The sequence below is a fragment of the Ewingella sp. AOP8-B2-18 genome, assembly GCF_052376015.1.
GTDB lineage: Bacteria > Pseudomonadota > Gammaproteobacteria > Enterobacterales > Enterobacteriaceae > Ewingella > Ewingella allii.
In genome coordinates, this window is the sequence record NZ_JBQSVB010000020.1 from 13,608 (window position 1) to 26,542 (window position 12,935).

The 12,935-nt window shown below is 48.8% G+C and carries 26 protein-coding genes and 1 pseudogene; 1 reads left to right on the plus strand and 26 read right to left on the minus strand.

The features are described 5' to 3' along the window. Positions 1 to 48 precede the first annotated feature (48 nt). From rpmJ to rpsJ, 23 genes are all read right to left on the minus strand, one after another. Positions 49 to 165: a 50S ribosomal protein L36 gene (gene rpmJ, locus ACT3RR_RS21895; protein WP_012768118.1), complete on the minus strand. Its 117-nt coding sequence runs from the start codon at positions 163 to 165 to the stop codon at positions 49 to 51. 33 nt (positions 166 to 198) lie between these two features. Continuing rightward, entirely contained in the window at positions 199 to 1,530 is a 1,332-nt protein-coding gene (gene secY, locus ACT3RR_RS21900; RefSeq protein ID WP_034793668.1) for a preprotein translocase subunit SecY, read from the minus strand. 7 nt (positions 1,531 to 1,537) lie between these two features. Next, entirely contained in the window at positions 1,538 to 1,972 is a 435-nt protein-coding gene (gene rplO / locus ACT3RR_RS21905) for a 50S ribosomal protein L15 (RefSeq protein WP_034793669.1), read from the minus strand. Positions 1,973 to 1,975: 3 nt separating this feature from the next. Then, positions 1,976 to 2,155, minus strand: a complete 180-nt coding sequence (gene rpmD, locus ACT3RR_RS21910) for a 50S ribosomal protein L30 (RefSeq protein ID WP_013573701.1) — start codon at positions 2,153 to 2,155, stop codon at positions 1,976 to 1,978. Between the two features lie 6 nt (positions 2,156 to 2,161). Further along, positions 2,162 to 2,662, minus strand: a complete 501-nt coding sequence (gene rpsE, locus ACT3RR_RS21915; protein ID WP_013573700.1) for a 30S ribosomal protein S5 — start codon at positions 2,660 to 2,662, stop codon at positions 2,162 to 2,164. A gap of 14 nt (positions 2,663 to 2,676) precedes the next feature. Next, positions 2,677 to 3,030 carry a 50S ribosomal protein L18 gene (rplR, locus tag ACT3RR_RS21920; protein ID WP_034793671.1) on the minus strand — a complete coding sequence of 118 codons (354 nt, stop codon included), beginning with the start codon at positions 3,028 to 3,030 and terminating at the stop codon, positions 2,677 to 2,679. A gap of 9 nt (positions 3,031 to 3,039) precedes the next feature. Continuing rightward, positions 3,040 to 3,573, minus strand: a complete 534-nt coding sequence (gene rplF, locus ACT3RR_RS21925) for a 50S ribosomal protein L6 (RefSeq protein WP_353503549.1) — start codon at positions 3,571 to 3,573, stop codon at positions 3,040 to 3,042. 13 nt (positions 3,574 to 3,586) lie between these two features. Further along, complete coding sequence (gene rpsH, locus ACT3RR_RS21930; protein WP_013573697.1) at positions 3,587 to 3,979, minus strand: 30S ribosomal protein S8; 393 nt, start codon at positions 3,977 to 3,979, stop codon at positions 3,587 to 3,589. A gap of 33 nt (positions 3,980 to 4,012) precedes the next feature. Further along, complete coding sequence (gene rpsN, locus ACT3RR_RS21935) at positions 4,013 to 4,318, minus strand: 30S ribosomal protein S14 (RefSeq protein WP_013573696.1); 306 nt, start codon at positions 4,316 to 4,318, stop codon at positions 4,013 to 4,015. 13 nt (positions 4,319 to 4,331) lie between these two features. Next, entirely contained in the window at positions 4,332 to 4,871 is a 540-nt protein-coding gene (rplE, locus tag ACT3RR_RS21940; protein ID WP_034793676.1) for a 50S ribosomal protein L5, read from the minus strand. Between the two features lie 14 nt (positions 4,872 to 4,885). Further along, positions 4,886 to 5,200: a 50S ribosomal protein L24 gene (gene rplX, locus ACT3RR_RS21945; RefSeq protein WP_034793679.1), complete on the minus strand. Its 315-nt coding sequence runs from the start codon at positions 5,198 to 5,200 to the stop codon at positions 4,886 to 4,888. Positions 5,201 to 5,210: 10 nt separating this feature from the next. Further along, positions 5,211 to 5,582, minus strand: a complete 372-nt coding sequence (gene rplN, locus ACT3RR_RS21950) for a 50S ribosomal protein L14 (protein ID WP_008457164.1) — start codon at positions 5,580 to 5,582, stop codon at positions 5,211 to 5,213. Between the two features lie 169 nt (positions 5,583 to 5,751). Further along, complete coding sequence (gene rpsQ, locus ACT3RR_RS21955) at positions 5,752 to 6,006, minus strand: 30S ribosomal protein S17 (RefSeq protein WP_009639185.1); 255 nt, start codon at positions 6,004 to 6,006, stop codon at positions 5,752 to 5,754. Continuing rightward, complete coding sequence (gene rpmC / locus ACT3RR_RS21960) at positions 6,006 to 6,197, minus strand: 50S ribosomal protein L29 (protein ID WP_013573692.1); 192 nt, start codon at positions 6,195 to 6,197, stop codon at positions 6,006 to 6,008. The genes rpsQ and rpmC overlap by 1 nt, the downstream gene beginning before the upstream one ends. Beyond that, positions 6,197 to 6,607 carry a 50S ribosomal protein L16 gene (gene rplP, locus ACT3RR_RS21965; RefSeq protein ID WP_009639183.1) on the minus strand — a complete coding sequence of 137 codons (411 nt, stop codon included), beginning with the start codon at positions 6,605 to 6,607 and terminating at the stop codon, positions 6,197 to 6,199. Before rplP ends, rpmC begins: the two co-directional genes overlap by 1 nt. Positions 6,608 to 6,619: 12 nt before the next feature. Continuing rightward, positions 6,620 to 7,318 (minus strand): 30S ribosomal protein S3, encoded by a 699-nt coding sequence (rpsC, locus tag ACT3RR_RS21970; protein WP_004929766.1) that lies wholly within the window; start codon positions 7,316 to 7,318, stop codon positions 6,620 to 6,622. Between the two features lie 17 nt (positions 7,319 to 7,335). Continuing rightward, positions 7,336 to 7,668: a 50S ribosomal protein L22 gene (rplV, locus tag ACT3RR_RS21975; RefSeq protein WP_004391423.1), complete on the minus strand. Its 333-nt coding sequence runs from the start codon at positions 7,666 to 7,668 to the stop codon at positions 7,336 to 7,338. Between the two features lie 14 nt (positions 7,669 to 7,682). After that, entirely contained in the window at positions 7,683 to 7,961 is a 279-nt protein-coding gene (rpsS, locus tag ACT3RR_RS21980; protein ID WP_004929772.1) for a 30S ribosomal protein S19, read from the minus strand. Between the two features lie 14 nt (positions 7,962 to 7,975). After that, the gene (gene rplB, locus ACT3RR_RS21985; protein ID WP_034793690.1) at positions 7,976 to 8,800 is read right to left on the minus strand and encodes a 50S ribosomal protein L2; all 825 of its coding nucleotides are present in this window, start codon (positions 8,798 to 8,800) and stop codon (positions 7,976 to 7,978) included. Between the two features lie 18 nt (positions 8,801 to 8,818). Further along, the gene (gene rplW, locus ACT3RR_RS21990; protein ID WP_034793691.1) at positions 8,819 to 9,121 is read right to left on the minus strand and encodes a 50S ribosomal protein L23; all 303 of its coding nucleotides are present in this window, start codon (positions 9,119 to 9,121) and stop codon (positions 8,819 to 8,821) included. Then, the gene (rplD, locus tag ACT3RR_RS21995) at positions 9,118 to 9,723 is read right to left on the minus strand and encodes a 50S ribosomal protein L4 (RefSeq protein ID WP_353503550.1); all 606 of its coding nucleotides are present in this window, start codon (positions 9,721 to 9,723) and stop codon (positions 9,118 to 9,120) included. The genes rplW and rplD overlap by 4 nt, the downstream gene beginning before the upstream one ends. Positions 9,724 to 9,739: 16 nt before the next feature. Next, positions 9,740 to 10,369: a 50S ribosomal protein L3 gene (gene rplC, locus ACT3RR_RS22000; protein ID WP_353503551.1), complete on the minus strand. Its 630-nt coding sequence runs from the start codon at positions 10,367 to 10,369 to the stop codon at positions 9,740 to 9,742. A 33-nt stretch (positions 10,370 to 10,402) separates the two neighbouring features. Beyond that, positions 10,403 to 10,714, minus strand: a complete 312-nt coding sequence (gene rpsJ / locus ACT3RR_RS22005) for a 30S ribosomal protein S10 (protein WP_009639175.1) — start codon at positions 10,712 to 10,714, stop codon at positions 10,403 to 10,405. A 394-nt stretch (positions 10,715 to 11,108) separates the two neighbouring features. Here rpsJ and ACT3RR_RS22010 point away from each other — a divergent pair, with 394 nt between their 5' ends. After that, a complete protein-coding gene (locus ACT3RR_RS22010; RefSeq protein ID WP_353503552.1) occupies positions 11,109 to 11,936 on the plus strand; it encodes a prepilin peptidase in 828 nt (275 codons plus the stop codon). Positions 11,937 to 11,948: 12 nt separating this feature from the next. Here the strand turns inward: ACT3RR_RS22010 and bfr are convergent, their stop codons facing one another. The 3 genes and pseudogenes from bfr to ACT3RR_RS22025 all read right to left on the minus strand — a co-directional run. Beyond that, a complete protein-coding gene (bfr, locus tag ACT3RR_RS22015) occupies positions 11,949 to 12,431 on the minus strand; it encodes a bacterioferritin (protein ID WP_353503553.1) in 483 nt (160 codons plus the stop codon). A gap of 84 nt (positions 12,432 to 12,515) precedes the next feature. After that, positions 12,516 to 12,710 carry a bacterioferritin-associated ferredoxin gene (bfd, locus tag ACT3RR_RS22020; protein ID WP_353503554.1) on the minus strand — a complete coding sequence of 65 codons (195 nt, stop codon included), beginning with the start codon at positions 12,708 to 12,710 and terminating at the stop codon, positions 12,516 to 12,518. A 122-nt stretch (positions 12,711 to 12,832) separates the two neighbouring features. Beyond that, positions 12,833 to 12,935 (minus strand): annotated as a pseudogene (locus ACT3RR_RS22025) (EF-Tu/IF-2/RF-3 family GTPase); the annotation flags it as partial.

A 12,935-nucleotide genomic window follows, 5' to 3' on the forward strand; every position in this document is an offset into this window, starting at 1 on the left:
TAATCTAGCCAGCTCAACCCAACTTTGCAAGAAAAATATGCGAGATAATCAGCCTTGACGCTGTTTATGCTTCGGCTCGGCGCTGCAGATTACGCGAACGATACCGTTACGCTTAACGATTTTGCAGTTACGACATAATTTCTTGACGGAAGCACGAACTTTCATTTTTACTCTCCGTAACTTCGCAAACGCACCAGATTAGCGGTTATAGCCTTTCAGGTTTGCTTTCTTCAATGCAGACTCATACTGACTTGACATCATCAGAGTTTGCACTTGAGCCATAAAGTCCATAATGACAACAACTACGATTAGTAGTGAGGTACCACCAAAGTAGAATGGCACTTTCATTGCGTCACGCATGAACTCCGGGATAAGGCAGATGAAAGTAATATACATCGCACCAATTAAGGTTAAACGAGTCATTACTTTATCGATGTACTTCGCCGTTTGCTCTCCCGGACGAATTCCTGGTACAAATGCACCGGACTTCTTCAGGTTATCTGCTGTCTCGCGAGGGTTGAAAACCAACGCAGTGTAAAAGAAACAGAAGAAGATGATTGCAGTCGCATAGAGTAACACATAAAGCGGTTGCCCAGGCTGCAAATACAGCGAAATCGTAGTCAGCCAGTTCCAACCAGTCCCGCCCCCAAACCATGATGCAATCGTGGCAGGGAACAGAATAATGCTGGAAGCGAAGATCGCTGGGATAACCCCGGCCATATTCACTTTCAACGGTAAGTGCGTGCTCTGTGCTGCATAAACACGACGACCCTGTTGACGTTTAGCATAGTTAACAACGATACGACGTTGACCACGCTCTACGAACACAACAAAGAAAGTCACTGCAAACACTAAAACTGCAACCAACAGCAACAGGAGGAAGTGCAGGTCGCCTTGCCGAGCTTGTTCGATAGTATGAGCTACTGCCGGTGGCAGACCTGCTACGATACCCGCGAAGATTATGATTGAGATACCGTTACCGATACCGCGTTCAGTAATCTGTTCACCTAACCACATCAGGAACATTGTCCCGGTAACTAAGCTAACAACAGCAGTAAAGTAGAAGGCAAAGCCTGGGTTTAATACCAGGCCTTGCATACCAGGCATGTTCGGTAAACCGGTAGCAATACCGATTGACTGAAACACAGCTAATACCAGCGTACCGTAGCGGGTGTACTGGCTAATCTTACGACGGCCAGCCTCCCCTTCTTTCTTTATCTCTGCTAACGCTGGATGAACCACCGTCAGCAGCTGGATAATAATCGATGCCGAAATGTACGGCATGATACCCAATGCAAAGATAGAAGCACGGCTGAGAGCACCACCAGAGAACATGTTAAACATTTCAATGATGGTGCCTCTTTGCTGCTCGAGCAATTTGGCAAGTACAGTGGCATCAATACCAGGGATCGGAATAAAAGAGCCGATACGGAAAACGATCAACGCACCGATAACAAACAAAAGTCTGCGCTTCAGTTCGCCTAGTCCACCCTTGGCACTTTGGAAATCTAACCCCGGTTGCTTAGCCATCTGCTACTTATTCCTCAATTTTACCGCCAGCAGCTTCGATAGCAGCACGAGCGCCTTTGGTGACACGCAAACCACGCAGAGTTACCGCACGACCAACTTCGCCAGAAAGAATAACTTTCGCGAACTCGATCTGGATACCAACTACGTTAGCGGCTTTCAGCGTGCTCAGGTCGATTACGTCGCCTTCTACAAGAGCAAGTTCAGACAGACGAACTTCTGCCGTGATCATTGCTTTGCGAGAGGTGAAGCCGAATTTCGGCAAACGACGGTATAAAGGCATCTGACCACCTTCAAAACCACGACGTACGCCACCACCAGAACGTGAGTTCTGACCTTTGTGACCACGACCGCCGGTTTTACCCAGGCCAGAACCAATACCACGACCTACACGCTTCGGCGCTTGTTTGGCACCTTCAGCCGGAGACAGAGTATTTAAACGCATCTCTTACTCCTCAACCTTAACCATGTAGGAAACCAGGTTGATCATACCGCGTACAGCAGGAGTATCCTCACGCTCTACAGTATGACCAATACGACGCAGACCTAAGCCTAACAGCGTTGCCTTGTGTTTCGGCAAGCGGCCAATAGAGCTGCGAGTTTGTGTTACTTTAATAGTCTTTGCCATGGTTAATTACCCCAGAATTTCTTCAACGGATTTACCACGCTTGGCAGCGACCATTTGTGGGGATTTCATATTTGCCAGAGCGTCGATAGTTGCACGAACCACGTTGATCGGGTTTGTAGAACCATAAGCTTTAGCCAATACGTTATGCACCCCAGCGACTTCCAGGACGGCACGCATTGCACCACCGGCGATAATACCGGTACCTTCGGAAGCCGGCTGCATGAACACACGGGAACCCGTATGAGCACCTTTAACTGGGTGCTGCAGGGTGCCGCTGTTCAGCGCGACATTCATCATGTTGCGACGGGCTTTTTCCATCGCTTTCTGGATCGCTGCCGGAACTTCGCGTGCTTTGCCGTAGCCAAAACCAACGCGACCGTTACCATCACCAACTACTGTCAGTGCGGTAAAGCTGAAGATACGGCCACCTTTTACGGTTTTAGATACGCGGTTTACCGCGATCAGCTTTTCCTGCAGTTCGCCAGCTTGTTTTTCGATGTGAGCCATCTTAAACCTCTTCCTTAGAACTGAAGGCCAGCTTCACGGGCAGCATCTGCCAGTGCCTGGACTCGACCATGATATTGGAAACCGGAACGGTCAAAGGATACTTTCGTGATCCCTTTTTCCAATGCGCGTTCTGCGATAGCTTTACCTACAGCAGTGGCAGCATCTTTGTTGCCGGTATACTTCAGTTGCTCAGTAATAGTTTTTTCTACAGTTGATGCAGCAACTAATACTTCAGAACCGTTTGGTGCGATAACCTGTGCGTAAATATGACGCGGGGTACGATGTACCACCAGACGTGTCGCACCCAATTCTTTGAGCTTGCGGCGTGCGCGGGTCGCACGACGGATACGAGCAGATTTCTTATCCATAGTGTTACCTTACTTCTTCTTAGCCTCTTTGGTACGCACGACTTCGTCGGCGTAACGGACACCCTTGCCTTTATAAGGCTCAGGACGACGGTAGGCACGTAAATCTGCTGCAACCTGACCGATAACTTGTTTATCAGCGCCTTTCAGCACGATTTCAGTTTGGGTCGGACATTCAGCAGTGATGCCTTCCGGCAGCTGGTGATCTACTGGGTGAGAGAAGCCTAAAGCTAAATTCACCACATTGCCTTTAACGGCAGCACGATAACCAACGCCAACCAATTGAAGCTTTTTAGTGAAGCCGTCGGTAACACCAACAACCATTGCATTCAACAGTGCACGAGTTGTACCCGCTTGGGCCCAACCGTCAACAAAACCTTCACGTGGAGCGAAAGTGATGGTGTTTTCTTCCTGTTTAACTACAACGGCGTCATGGATAGTACGTGACAGCTCGCCGTTTTTACCCTTAATCGTAATAACCTGACCGTTGAGTTTTACCTCTACGCCGGCAGGAATGACGACGGGTGCTTTTGCAACACGAGACATTCTTTCCTCCCGATTAAGCTACGTAGCAGATAATCTCGCCACCAAGACCAGCCTGGCGAGCTGCACGATCAGTCATAACACCTTTAGAGGTAGAAATAACAGCGATACCCATACCGGCCATAACTTTTGGCAGCTCATCTTTTTTCTTATAGATGCGCAGACCTGGACGGCTGATACGTTGAATGCTTTCTACCACTGCCTTGCCCTGGAAGTACTTCAGTACTAATTCCAGTTCAGGTTTGGCGTCGCCTTCGATTTTAAATTCTTCAATATAACCTTCTTCCTTCAGCACGTTGGCAATTGCCACTTTCAGCTTGGAGGAAGGCATGGTGACCGCAACTTTGTTCGCGGCTTGACCGTTACGGATACGGGTCAGCATATCCGCGATCGGATCTTGCATGCTCATCTGTCTTTACTCCCGTGATTCAATTGGTGAAAATTACCAGCTAGCCTTTTTAAGACCCGGAATTTCACCGCGCATAGCGGCTTCACGGACCTTAATACGGCTCAACCCGAACTTCCGCAGGAAAGCATGCGGACGACCAGTTTGACGGCAGCGGTTACGCTGACGAGACGGGCTGGAATCACGCGGCAGAGACTGCAGCTTAAGAACCGCATCCCAACGATCTTCGTCGGAAGAGTTCACACCAGAGATAATAGCTTTCAATTCCTCGCGTTTAGCGCGGTATTTGTCAGCCAGTTTCACGCGAACGACTTCGCGTGCTTTCATGGATTGCTTAGCCATTAGTAACCCTGCCTTACTTGCGGAACGGGAAGTTAAAGGCAGCCAGCAGAGCGCGGCCTTCATCATCGGATTTCGCAGTAGTGGTGATAGTAATATCTAAACCACGAACGCGATCGACTTTATCATAATCGATTTCCGGGAAGATGATCTGTTCACGCACGCCCATGCTGTAGTTACCACGACCATCGAAAGACTTAGCAGACAAGCCGCGGAAGTCACGAATACGTGGAACAGCAATAGAGACCAGACGCTCAAAGAACTCCCACATGCGTTCGCCACGCAGAGTTACTTTACAGCCGATCGGATAGCCCTGACGGATTTTGAAGCCTGCAACTGATTTGCGTGCTTTGGTGATCAACGGTTTTTGACCGGAGATTGCTGCCAGGTCAGCTGCTGCATTATCCAGCAGTTTCTTGTCAGCGATCGCTTCACCTACACCCATGTTCAGGGTGATCTTCTCGACCCGAGGGACTTGCATGACAGAATTGTAACCAAACTCAGTCATGAGTTTTTTTACGACATCGTCTTTGTAGTAATCATGCAGTTTCGCCATCGTACTACTCCAAATTACTTGATAGTTTCGCTATTAGACTTGAAGAAACGGACTTTTTTGCCGTCTTCGAATCTAAAGCCTACACGGTCAGCCTTACCGGTTGCCGCGTTGAAGATAGCAACGTTAGAAACCTGAATTGCAGCTTCTTTTTCAACGATGCCGCCTGGTTGGTTCAGAGCCGGTACAGGCTTCTGATGTTTTTTAACCAGGTTGATACCTTCAACAATGACCTTACCAGAAGACAGGACATTTTTTACTTTACCGCGCTTACCTTTATCTTTGCCGGTAAGCAGGATAACTTCGTCATCACGACGGATTTTCGCTGCCATGGTTCGCTCCTTAGAGTACTTCTGGTGCCAGAGAGATAATTTTCATGAACTTCTCATTACGCAGTTCACGAGTTACCGGCCCAAAAATACGCGTGCCGATTGGCTGCTCGCTGTTATTGTTTAAAATAACGCATGCATTACCATCGAAGCGAATGACAGAACCGTCCGGGCGACGAACACCCTTCTTGGTGCGCACCACTACCGCCTTCAGCACATCGCCTTTCTTCACCTTACCGCGAGGAATTGCTTCCTTGATGGTAATTTTGATGATGTCGCCGACGCCTGCGTAGCGACGGTGCGAGCCACCTAGAACCTTGATACACATTACGCGACGTGCACCGGAGTTGTCGGCCACGGTCAGCATAGTCTGTTCTTGGATCATGTTAGTGCTCCGCTAATGTCAACTACAACTTTAGGACCCAGGAATAGGTCGTTAAGAAATCCCCATAAATGAGGGCGCGGCATTATAACACCGGTTCCAGATTATGGGTAGAAAAAATAAACGGCCCACAGTTATGAGCCGTTTATCTATTTTTGAGACGACGAGTCTATTACAGAATCGCTTTCTCTACAACGCGAACCAGTGTCCAAGACTTAGTCTTAGACAGCGGACGGCATTCGCTAATTTCAACGACGTCGCCGATACCGCATTCGTTGTTCTCGTCATGTACGTGCAGCTTAGTCGTACGCTTGATGAATTTACCGTAGATTGGGTGTTTCACAAAACGTTCAATCGCAACAACGATGGATTTCTCCATTTTGTCACTGATAACACGACCTTGCAGAGTACGGATCTTGTCACTCATTACGCACCCGCCTTTTCAGTCAGTAAAGTCTTCACACGTGCAACATCACGACGCACTTGTTTCAACAGGTGTGTTTGCTGCAACTGGCCACTTGCCGTTTGCATGCGCAGGTTAAACTGCTCACGCAAAAGGTTAAGAAGCTCAGTGTTCAGCTCTTCCACGCTTTTTTCGCGCAGCTCTTGTGCTTTCATTACATCACCGTCTTAGTTACAAAGGTGGTTTTGATAGGCAGTTTGGCTGCTGCCAGCTGGAAGGCTTCACGAGCCAGCTCTTCAGGCACACCGTCCATTTCGTACAGGACTTTACCAGGCTGGATCAAGGCAACCCAATACTCTACGTTACCTTTACCTTTACCCATACGAACTTCCAGTGGCTTCTCGGTGATCGGTTTGTCCGGGAATACACGGATCCAGATCTTACCTTGACGCTTAACTGCACGGGTCATCGCACGACGTGCTGCTTCAATTTGACGAGCAGTCAGACGACCACGGCCAACAGCTTTCAGACCGTAAGTGCCGAAGCTCACATCCGTACCTTGCGCAAGACCACGGTTGCGGCCTTTGTGCACCTTACGGAATTTTGTACGCTTTGGTTGTAACATCAGCGACTCTCCTTACTTGCGGCCTTTACGCTGCTGCTTTTTAGGTTGAGCAGCCGGTTCCGGTTGTTCAACTGCAGCCATACCACCCAGGATCTCACCTTTGAAGATCCATACCTTAACGCCGATTACACCATAAGTGGTGTGCGCTTCAGATGTGTTGTAATCGATATCCGCACGCAGAGTGTGCAACGGAACACGACCTTCACGGTACCATTCAGTACGCGCGATTTCAGCACCGCCAAGACGGCCGCTTACTTCAACTTTGATACCTTTAGCGCCAAGACGCATTGCGTTCTGTACAGCACGCTTCATAGCACGACGGAACATAACGCGACGTTCCAGCTGTGAAGTGATGCTGTCAGCAACCAATTTAGCGTCAAGTTCCGGCTTGCGGACTTCGGCGATGTTAATTTGCGCAGGAACGCCAGCGATATCCGCTACGACCTTACGCAGTTTTTCGACATCTTCACCTTTCTTGCCGATAACGATGCCAGGACGAGCGGTGTGAATAGTCACACGGATGCTCTTCGCTGGACGCTCGATAACGATGCGAGAAACGGAAGCTTTCGACAATTCTTTAGTCAAGAACTGGCGAACTTTAAAGTCGCTGTCCAGGTTGTCAGCGAATTCTTTGGTATTTGCATACCAAGTAGAGTTCCAAGGTTTGACAATACCTAGTCGAATACCATTAGGATGTACTTTCTGACCCATTGCTAGTCTCCAGAGTCTCAGCGATCGGACACAACCACAGTAATGTGGCTGGTGCGCTTCAGAATGCGATCTGCACGACCTTTAGCACGCGGCATAATGCGCTTCATGCTTGGGCCTTCGTCTACGAAAATCTTCGTGACTTTCAGATCATCGATGTCAGCGCCATCGTTGTGTTCTGCGTTAGCAATGGCAGACTCTAGTACCTTCTTAACCAAACCAGCAGCTTTCTTGTTGGTGTAGGCCAAAGTTTCCAGAGCTTGCGACACTTTCTTACCGCGGATCAGGTCAGCAACAAGGCGAACCTTCTGAGCAGAAGAACGAGCGTGGCGATGTTTAGCGATAGTTTCCATCTCTTCCTCCTACCTTAGCGCTTTTTAGCTTTTTTATCAGCCGCATGGCCGCGATAAGTACGAGTCGGCGCGAATTCACCCAGTTTGTGACCGACCATTTCGTCGGAAACAAATACTGGTACGTGCTGACGACCATTATGGACAGCGATGGTCAAACCGATCATGTTAGGAAAGATCGTTGAACGACGGGACCAAGTGCGCAAAGGCTTCTTGTCACCGCTTTCCACCGCTTTCTCTACCTTCTTCAGCAAGTGCAGGTCAATAAAAGGACCTTTCTTGAGAGAACGTGGCATGGCTTATCCTCTAATTATTTTTTGCTACGGCGACGTACAATGAATTTATCAGTACGCTTGTTGCTACGGGTCTTCTTACCTTTGGTCTGAACGCCCCACGGGGTTACCGGGTGCTTACCAAAGTTACGACCTTCACCACCACCGTGTGGGTGATCGACTGGGTTCATCGCAGTACCGCGAACGGTAGGACGAATACCACGCCAACGTGCAGCACCTGCTTTACCCAGAACGCGAAGCATATGTTCAGCGTTACCGACTTCACCTAAGGTGGCGCGGCAATCAACTTGAACTTTACGCATTTCGCCAGAGCGCAGACGCAGAGTTACGTAGGAACCGTCACGTGCAACGATCTGAACGTAGGCACCAGCAGAACGAGCCATCTGGCCACCCTTACCTGGTTTCATTTCTACGTTATGAACCGTTGAACCTACTGGGATGTTGCGCATAGGCAGGGCGTTACCTGTCTTAATTGCTGCATCAACGCCAGATTGGATCTGGTCACCCACTTTCAGGCCTTTCGGCGCCAGGATATAACGGCGTTCGCCGTCTTTGTACAGAACCAGAGCGATATTCGCTGAACGGTTCGGATCGTACTCCAGACGCTCAACCACTGCTGCGATACCGTCTTTGTTGCGTTTGAAGTCAACCAGACGATAATGCTGCTTGTGGCCACCACCGATATGACGGGTGGTGATACGGCCATTGTTGTTACGACCACCGCTTTTGCTCAGTTTTTCAAGCAGCGGGGCATAAGGTTTACCCTTGTGCAACTCCTGGTTAACCACTTTAACAACATGGCGGCGGCCCGGAGATGTAGGTTTACATTTAACAATTGCCATTGTTCAAACTCCTCCGACTTACTCTGCGCCGCTGATGAAGTCCAGATTCTGGCCTTCTTTCAGGGTAACGTAAGCTTTTTTCCAGTCGCTACGACGACCAACACGCTGACCGTGACGCTTCACTTTGCCTTTAACAAGCAGGGTGTTAACGTCTTCGACTTCGACTTCAAACAGTTTCTTAACCGCAGCTTTGATTTCTGCTTTAGTCGCGTCTTTGGCAACTTTGAGAACGATGGTGTTGTTCTTTTCCATCGCAGTAGAAGCTTTTTCAGAAACGTGCGGCGCGCGCAGCACTTTCAGCAGACGTTCTTCACGAATCATGCCAGCATCTCCTCAACTTGCTTCACCGCGTCAGAAGTCATAACGACTTTGTCGAAGGCGATCAGGCTTACTGGATCGATACCTGCTACATCACGTACATCAACCTTGTACAGGTTGCGTGCGGCCAGGAACAGGTTCTCGTCGACTTCGCCAGTTACAATCAGCACGTCTTCCAGAGCCATGTCTTTCAGTTTCTGTGCCAGCAGCTTAGTTTTAGGCGCTTCTACAGAGAACTGCTCGACTACGATCAAGCGATCTTGACGTACCAGTTCGGACAGAATGCTTTTCAGCGCGCCGCGGTACATCTTTTTATTTACTTTTTGACTGTGGTCCTGTGGCTTTGCAGCGAAGGTAACACCACCGGAACGCCAGATTGGGCTCTTTACAGAACCTGCTCGCGCACGGCCAGTACCTTTCTGACGCCATGGTTTTTTACCGGAACCAGTTACTTCAGCACGGGTCTTCTGAGCGCGAGTACCTTGACGGGCACCTGCTGCATACGCAACAACGACCTGGTGTACCAGCGCTTCATTGAAATCACGCCCGAAGGTAGTTTCGGAAACAGTCAGCGCGCTTTGCGCGTCTTTCACTACTAATTCCATTCCTATCTCCTCGACGTTAAGCCTTAACAGCAGGTTTAACGATCAGGTTGCCACCGGTAGCACCCGGAACAGCACCCTTGACCAGCAGCAGGTTGCGCTCAGCGTCAACACGTACTACGTCCAGGCTTTGAACGGTTACACGCTCGTTACCCAGTTGGCCTGCCATTTTCTTGCCTTTGAACACTTTGCCCGGAGTCTGGTTCTGACCGATAGAACCCGGAACACGGTGAGACAAGGAGTTACCGTGGGTAGCGTCTTGGGTACGGAAATTCCAGCGCTTAACTGTGCCAGCAAAACCTTTACCTTTTGAAGTACCGGTAACATCTACTTTCTTAACGTCTGCGAAAATTTCAACGCTAATGTCCTGACCTGCAGTAAATTCTTCACCTTCTGCAAGGCGGAATTCCCACAGACCGCGGCCAGCTTCTACGCCAGCTTTAGCGAAGTGACCCGCTTCTGGTTTAGTTACACGGTTAGCTTTTTTGCTACCAGTAGTAACTTGCACAGCACGGTAACCGTCGTTGTCCAGGTCTTTGACCTGAGTAACGCGGTTTGCTTCAATTTCGATAACGGTTACTGGGATAGAAACACCATCTTCTGTGAAGATACGTGTCATACCCACTTTCTTACCGACTAAACCAATCATTGTTTCAACCTCTCAATCGCTCAATGACCCTGATTAACCCAGGCTGATCTGCACGTCTACACCAGCAGCCAGATCCAGACGCATCAGAGCATCAACGGTTTTCTCGGTTGGCTCAACGATGTCAACCAGACGCTTGTGAGTGCGAATCTCATACTGATCGCGCGCATCTTTATTGACGTGCGGAGAAATCAGAATGGTAAAGCGCTCTTTGCGGGTCGGCAGCGGGATTGGACCACGAACTTGCGCACCAGTGCGCTTCGCAGTCTCAACGATTTCCGCAGTTGATTGATCGATCAAACGATGATCAAACGCTTTCAGGCGGATACGGATTCTTTGGTTCTGCATGAGACCAGAGCTCCAATTATTTTAAACGTAAATAATTACTCCTCAAACCCATTTCGATTGATGGGAGAGTGTAATCGTTCTTCATATAACCCCCATATCGGGAGTATTGTTTGATTAGCGGTACAGCATTGCTAATCAACTAATCCTTATCGAATTAGGCTTACCAAGATTAGGTAAGCCCGCGCATTATACGTAAATAGAGGTAGGAAGCAACCAATACGGCGAACAAAATGCTTTTATTTTGCACTCATCACTTTCCAGCACTGATCGCAGAACGGCTTTTTAAGCCCTTCAAAAGACAAAAACCTCTCGTCCCCTCCCCCTCTCTGCTGATAACTTACGCTGAAGGATTAGCCAGCAATCGGCTTAGATACCCTTCATGGAGGAAGGCAAAATGGATGAATGGCAGTTACTTGGTGGTGCTGTAATATCGCAGGGTTGGTTTTACCACAGCGGCATCACTCTCTTCGGGCTGCTTGCCGGCAGCTTTCTCAATGTGGTGGTTTACCGTATCCCTTTGATTATTGCTCGAGCGGAAAGAATTACCACACACAGATTTAATCTTTCTTTCCCTTCTTCCCATTGCCCTGCCTGCCAACACACTTTGCGGTGTTGGCATAACGTTCCGCTGCTCAGTTGGTTGGTTTTGAAAGGGAGATGCCACTACTGTCAGAGTAAGATCCCTGGCTTTTACCCTTTTAATGAAGGTCTGTGCGCCCTAGGCTTTTTAGCACTTTCTTTCATGCTCTCAACCCCAGCGGCTTTATGCGCCGCACTTATCTTGTTTTGGTTTCTGTTGGCGCTGAGCCTGATTGACCTTGCCACATCCTTGCTGCCGGATAGCCTGACATTGCAACTACTGTGGGCAGGTTTGCTGGTCAATTCATTCTTAGGCAACGTGGCGCTGCAAGATGCAGTTTATGGCGCGGTGGCCGGATACTTGTCTTTATGGTTTTTATACTGGGGAGTCAAAATAGTCACAGGTAAGGAAGGGATGGGATATGGTGACTTCAAGCTGCTTGCGGCACTGGGCGTCTGGGTTGGCTGGCAAATGTTGCCGCACCTATGCATTTTGGCTGCGTTGACGGGAATGGTGTTCGCACTGGTAAGCAAAAGGAGAAATCATATGACTAAGCAAATTCCGTTCGGCCCGAGCTTAGCCTCTGCGGGGCTTATTGTGTATATCAGCCAGCAGAGTGACTCTGTCTGGCTGACGTTCTAATAAAGCACATCGCTATTTCTGTGATTCTTCTTTGAGTTGAGACTGAAGGTAGTTTTGGATCCCCACGCGCCCAATGAGTTCGAGCTCGGTTTCAATCCAATCAATGTGATGTTCTTCGTCAGCGAGGATGTTAATCATCAAATCACGGCTAACGTAGTCGTGGACTGTATCGGCGTAGGCGATTGCCTCACGCAGGTCTTTGGCCCCGTCGAGCTCAAGCAATAAATCTGACTTCAGCATCTCCTCAACATCTTCCCCGATATTGAGTTTGCCGAGATCTTGCAAATTAGGAATGCCTTCCAAGAAGAGAATGCGCTCGATATAGAGGTCCGCATGCTTCATCTCATCAATTGACTCATGGTATTCGATGCCATTGAGTCTCATCAGACCCCAGTTTTTAAACATTCGGGCGTGCAAAAAATACTGATTGATTGCAACCAGTTCATTTCCAAGAAGTTTATTGAGGTGTGCAATGACTTTTTTATCGCCTTTCATAGGTAACTCCTCCGTTCCGGTATCTAAAGCGTAGATCCGGTTCAGAGTAAGTCAAAGAAAAGGCTTACATTTGGCGAGGTATTTTTAAGCGATATTGTCGAATTGTGGAATCTGCTGCAATTCGTCTTCCATTATCTGGCGCGCGACGCGGATACATTTACCGCACTGCGTACCTACCGGAACAAAACTTCTAAGCTGCTGGAACGTTTGGGGCTGATAGCGACGAACTGCCTGACGGATTGTTTTATCACTAACGCTATTACATAAACACACGTACATAGAAACCACACATCGAACAAAACCTGAGCTAACTGTAAATGAGAATCGTTATTACTGCAACACTCAGGCATAAAAAAAGGGTGCCGAAGCACCCTCTTTTCTATTGCAGAAATTATCAGCGATTAAGCGATAACTTTAGCAACAACACCTGCACCAACAGTACGGCCACCTTCACGGATTGCGAAACGCAGACCGTCATCCATCGCGATTGGGTGGATCAGGGTT

Coding starts and splice junctions, on each gene's coding strand:
- rpmJ (WP_012768118.1), bottom strand. CDS start 165: ATGAAAGTTCGTGCTTCCGTCAAGAAATTATGTCGTAACTGCAAAATC.
- secY (WP_034793668.1), bottom strand. CDS start 1,530: ATGGCTAAGCAACCGGGGTTAGATTTCCAAAGTGCCAAGGGTGGACTA.
- rplO (WP_034793669.1), bottom strand. CDS start 1,972: ATGCGTTTAAATACTCTGTCTCCGGCTGAAGGTGCCAAACAAGCGCCG.
- rpmD (WP_013573701.1), bottom strand. CDS start 2,155: ATGGCAAAGACTATTAAAGTAACACAAACTCGCAGCTCTATTGGCCGC.
- rpsE (WP_013573700.1), bottom strand. CDS start 2,662: ATGGCTCACATCGAAAAACAAGCTGGCGAACTGCAGGAAAAGCTGATC.
- rplR (WP_034793671.1), bottom strand. CDS start 3,030: ATGGATAAGAAATCTGCTCGTATCCGTCGTGCGACCCGCGCACGCCGC.
- rplF (WP_353503549.1), bottom strand. CDS start 3,573: ATGTCTCGTGTTGCAAAAGCACCCGTCGTCATTCCTGCCGGCGTAGAG.
- rpsH (WP_013573697.1), bottom strand. CDS start 3,979: ATGAGCATGCAAGATCCGATCGCGGATATGCTGACCCGTATCCGTAAC.
- rpsN (WP_013573696.1), bottom strand. CDS start 4,318: ATGGCTAAGCAATCCATGAAAGCACGCGAAGTCGTTCGCGTGAAACTG.
- rplE (WP_034793676.1), bottom strand. CDS start 4,871: ATGGCGAAACTGCATGATTACTACAAAGACGATGTCGTAAAAAAACTC.
- rplX (WP_034793679.1), bottom strand. CDS start 5,200: ATGGCAGCGAAAATCCGTCGTGATGACGAAGTTATCCTGCTTACCGGC.
- rplN (WP_008457164.1), bottom strand. CDS start 5,582: ATGATCCAAGAACAGACTATGCTGACCGTGGCCGACAACTCCGGTGCA.
- rpsQ (WP_009639185.1), bottom strand. CDS start 6,006: ATGAGTGACAAGATCCGTACTCTGCAAGGTCGTGTTATCAGTGACAAA.
- rpmC (WP_013573692.1), bottom strand. CDS start 6,197: ATGAAAGCACAAGAGCTGCGCGAAAAAAGCGTGGAAGAGCTGAACACT.
- rplP (WP_009639183.1), bottom strand. CDS start 6,607: ATGTTACAACCAAAGCGTACAAAATTCCGTAAGGTGCACAAAGGCCGC.
- rpsC (WP_004929766.1), bottom strand. CDS start 7,318: ATGGGTCAGAAAGTACATCCTAATGGTATTCGACTAGGTATTGTCAAA.
- rplV (WP_004391423.1), bottom strand. CDS start 7,668: ATGGAAACTATCGCTAAACATCGCCACGCTCGTTCTTCTGCTCAGAAG.
- rpsS (WP_004929772.1), bottom strand. CDS start 7,961: ATGCCACGTTCTCTCAAGAAAGGTCCTTTTATTGACCTGCACTTGCTG.
- rplB (WP_034793690.1), bottom strand. CDS start 8,800: ATGGCAATTGTTAAATGTAAACCTACATCTCCGGGCCGCCGCCATGTT.
- rplW (WP_034793691.1), bottom strand. CDS start 9,121: ATGATTCGTGAAGAACGTCTGCTGAAAGTGCTGCGCGCGCCGCACGTT.
- rplD (WP_353503550.1), bottom strand. CDS start 9,723: ATGGAATTAGTAGTGAAAGACGCGCAAAGCGCGCTGACTGTTTCCGAA.
- rplC (WP_353503551.1), bottom strand. CDS start 10,369: ATGATTGGTTTAGTCGGTAAGAAAGTGGGTATGACACGTATCTTCACA.
- rpsJ (WP_009639175.1), bottom strand. CDS start 10,714: ATGCAGAACCAAAGAATCCGTATCCGCCTGAAAGCGTTTGATCATCGT.
- ACT3RR_RS22010 (WP_353503552.1), top strand. CDS start 11,109: ATGGATGAATGGCAGTTACTTGGTGGTGCTGTAATATCGCAGGGTTGG.
- bfr (WP_353503553.1), bottom strand. CDS start 12,431: ATGAAAGGCGATAAAAAAGTCATTGCACACCTCAATAAACTTCTTGGA.
- bfd (WP_353503554.1), bottom strand. CDS start 12,710: ATGTACGTGTGTTTATGTAATAGCGTTAGTGATAAAACAATCCGTCAG.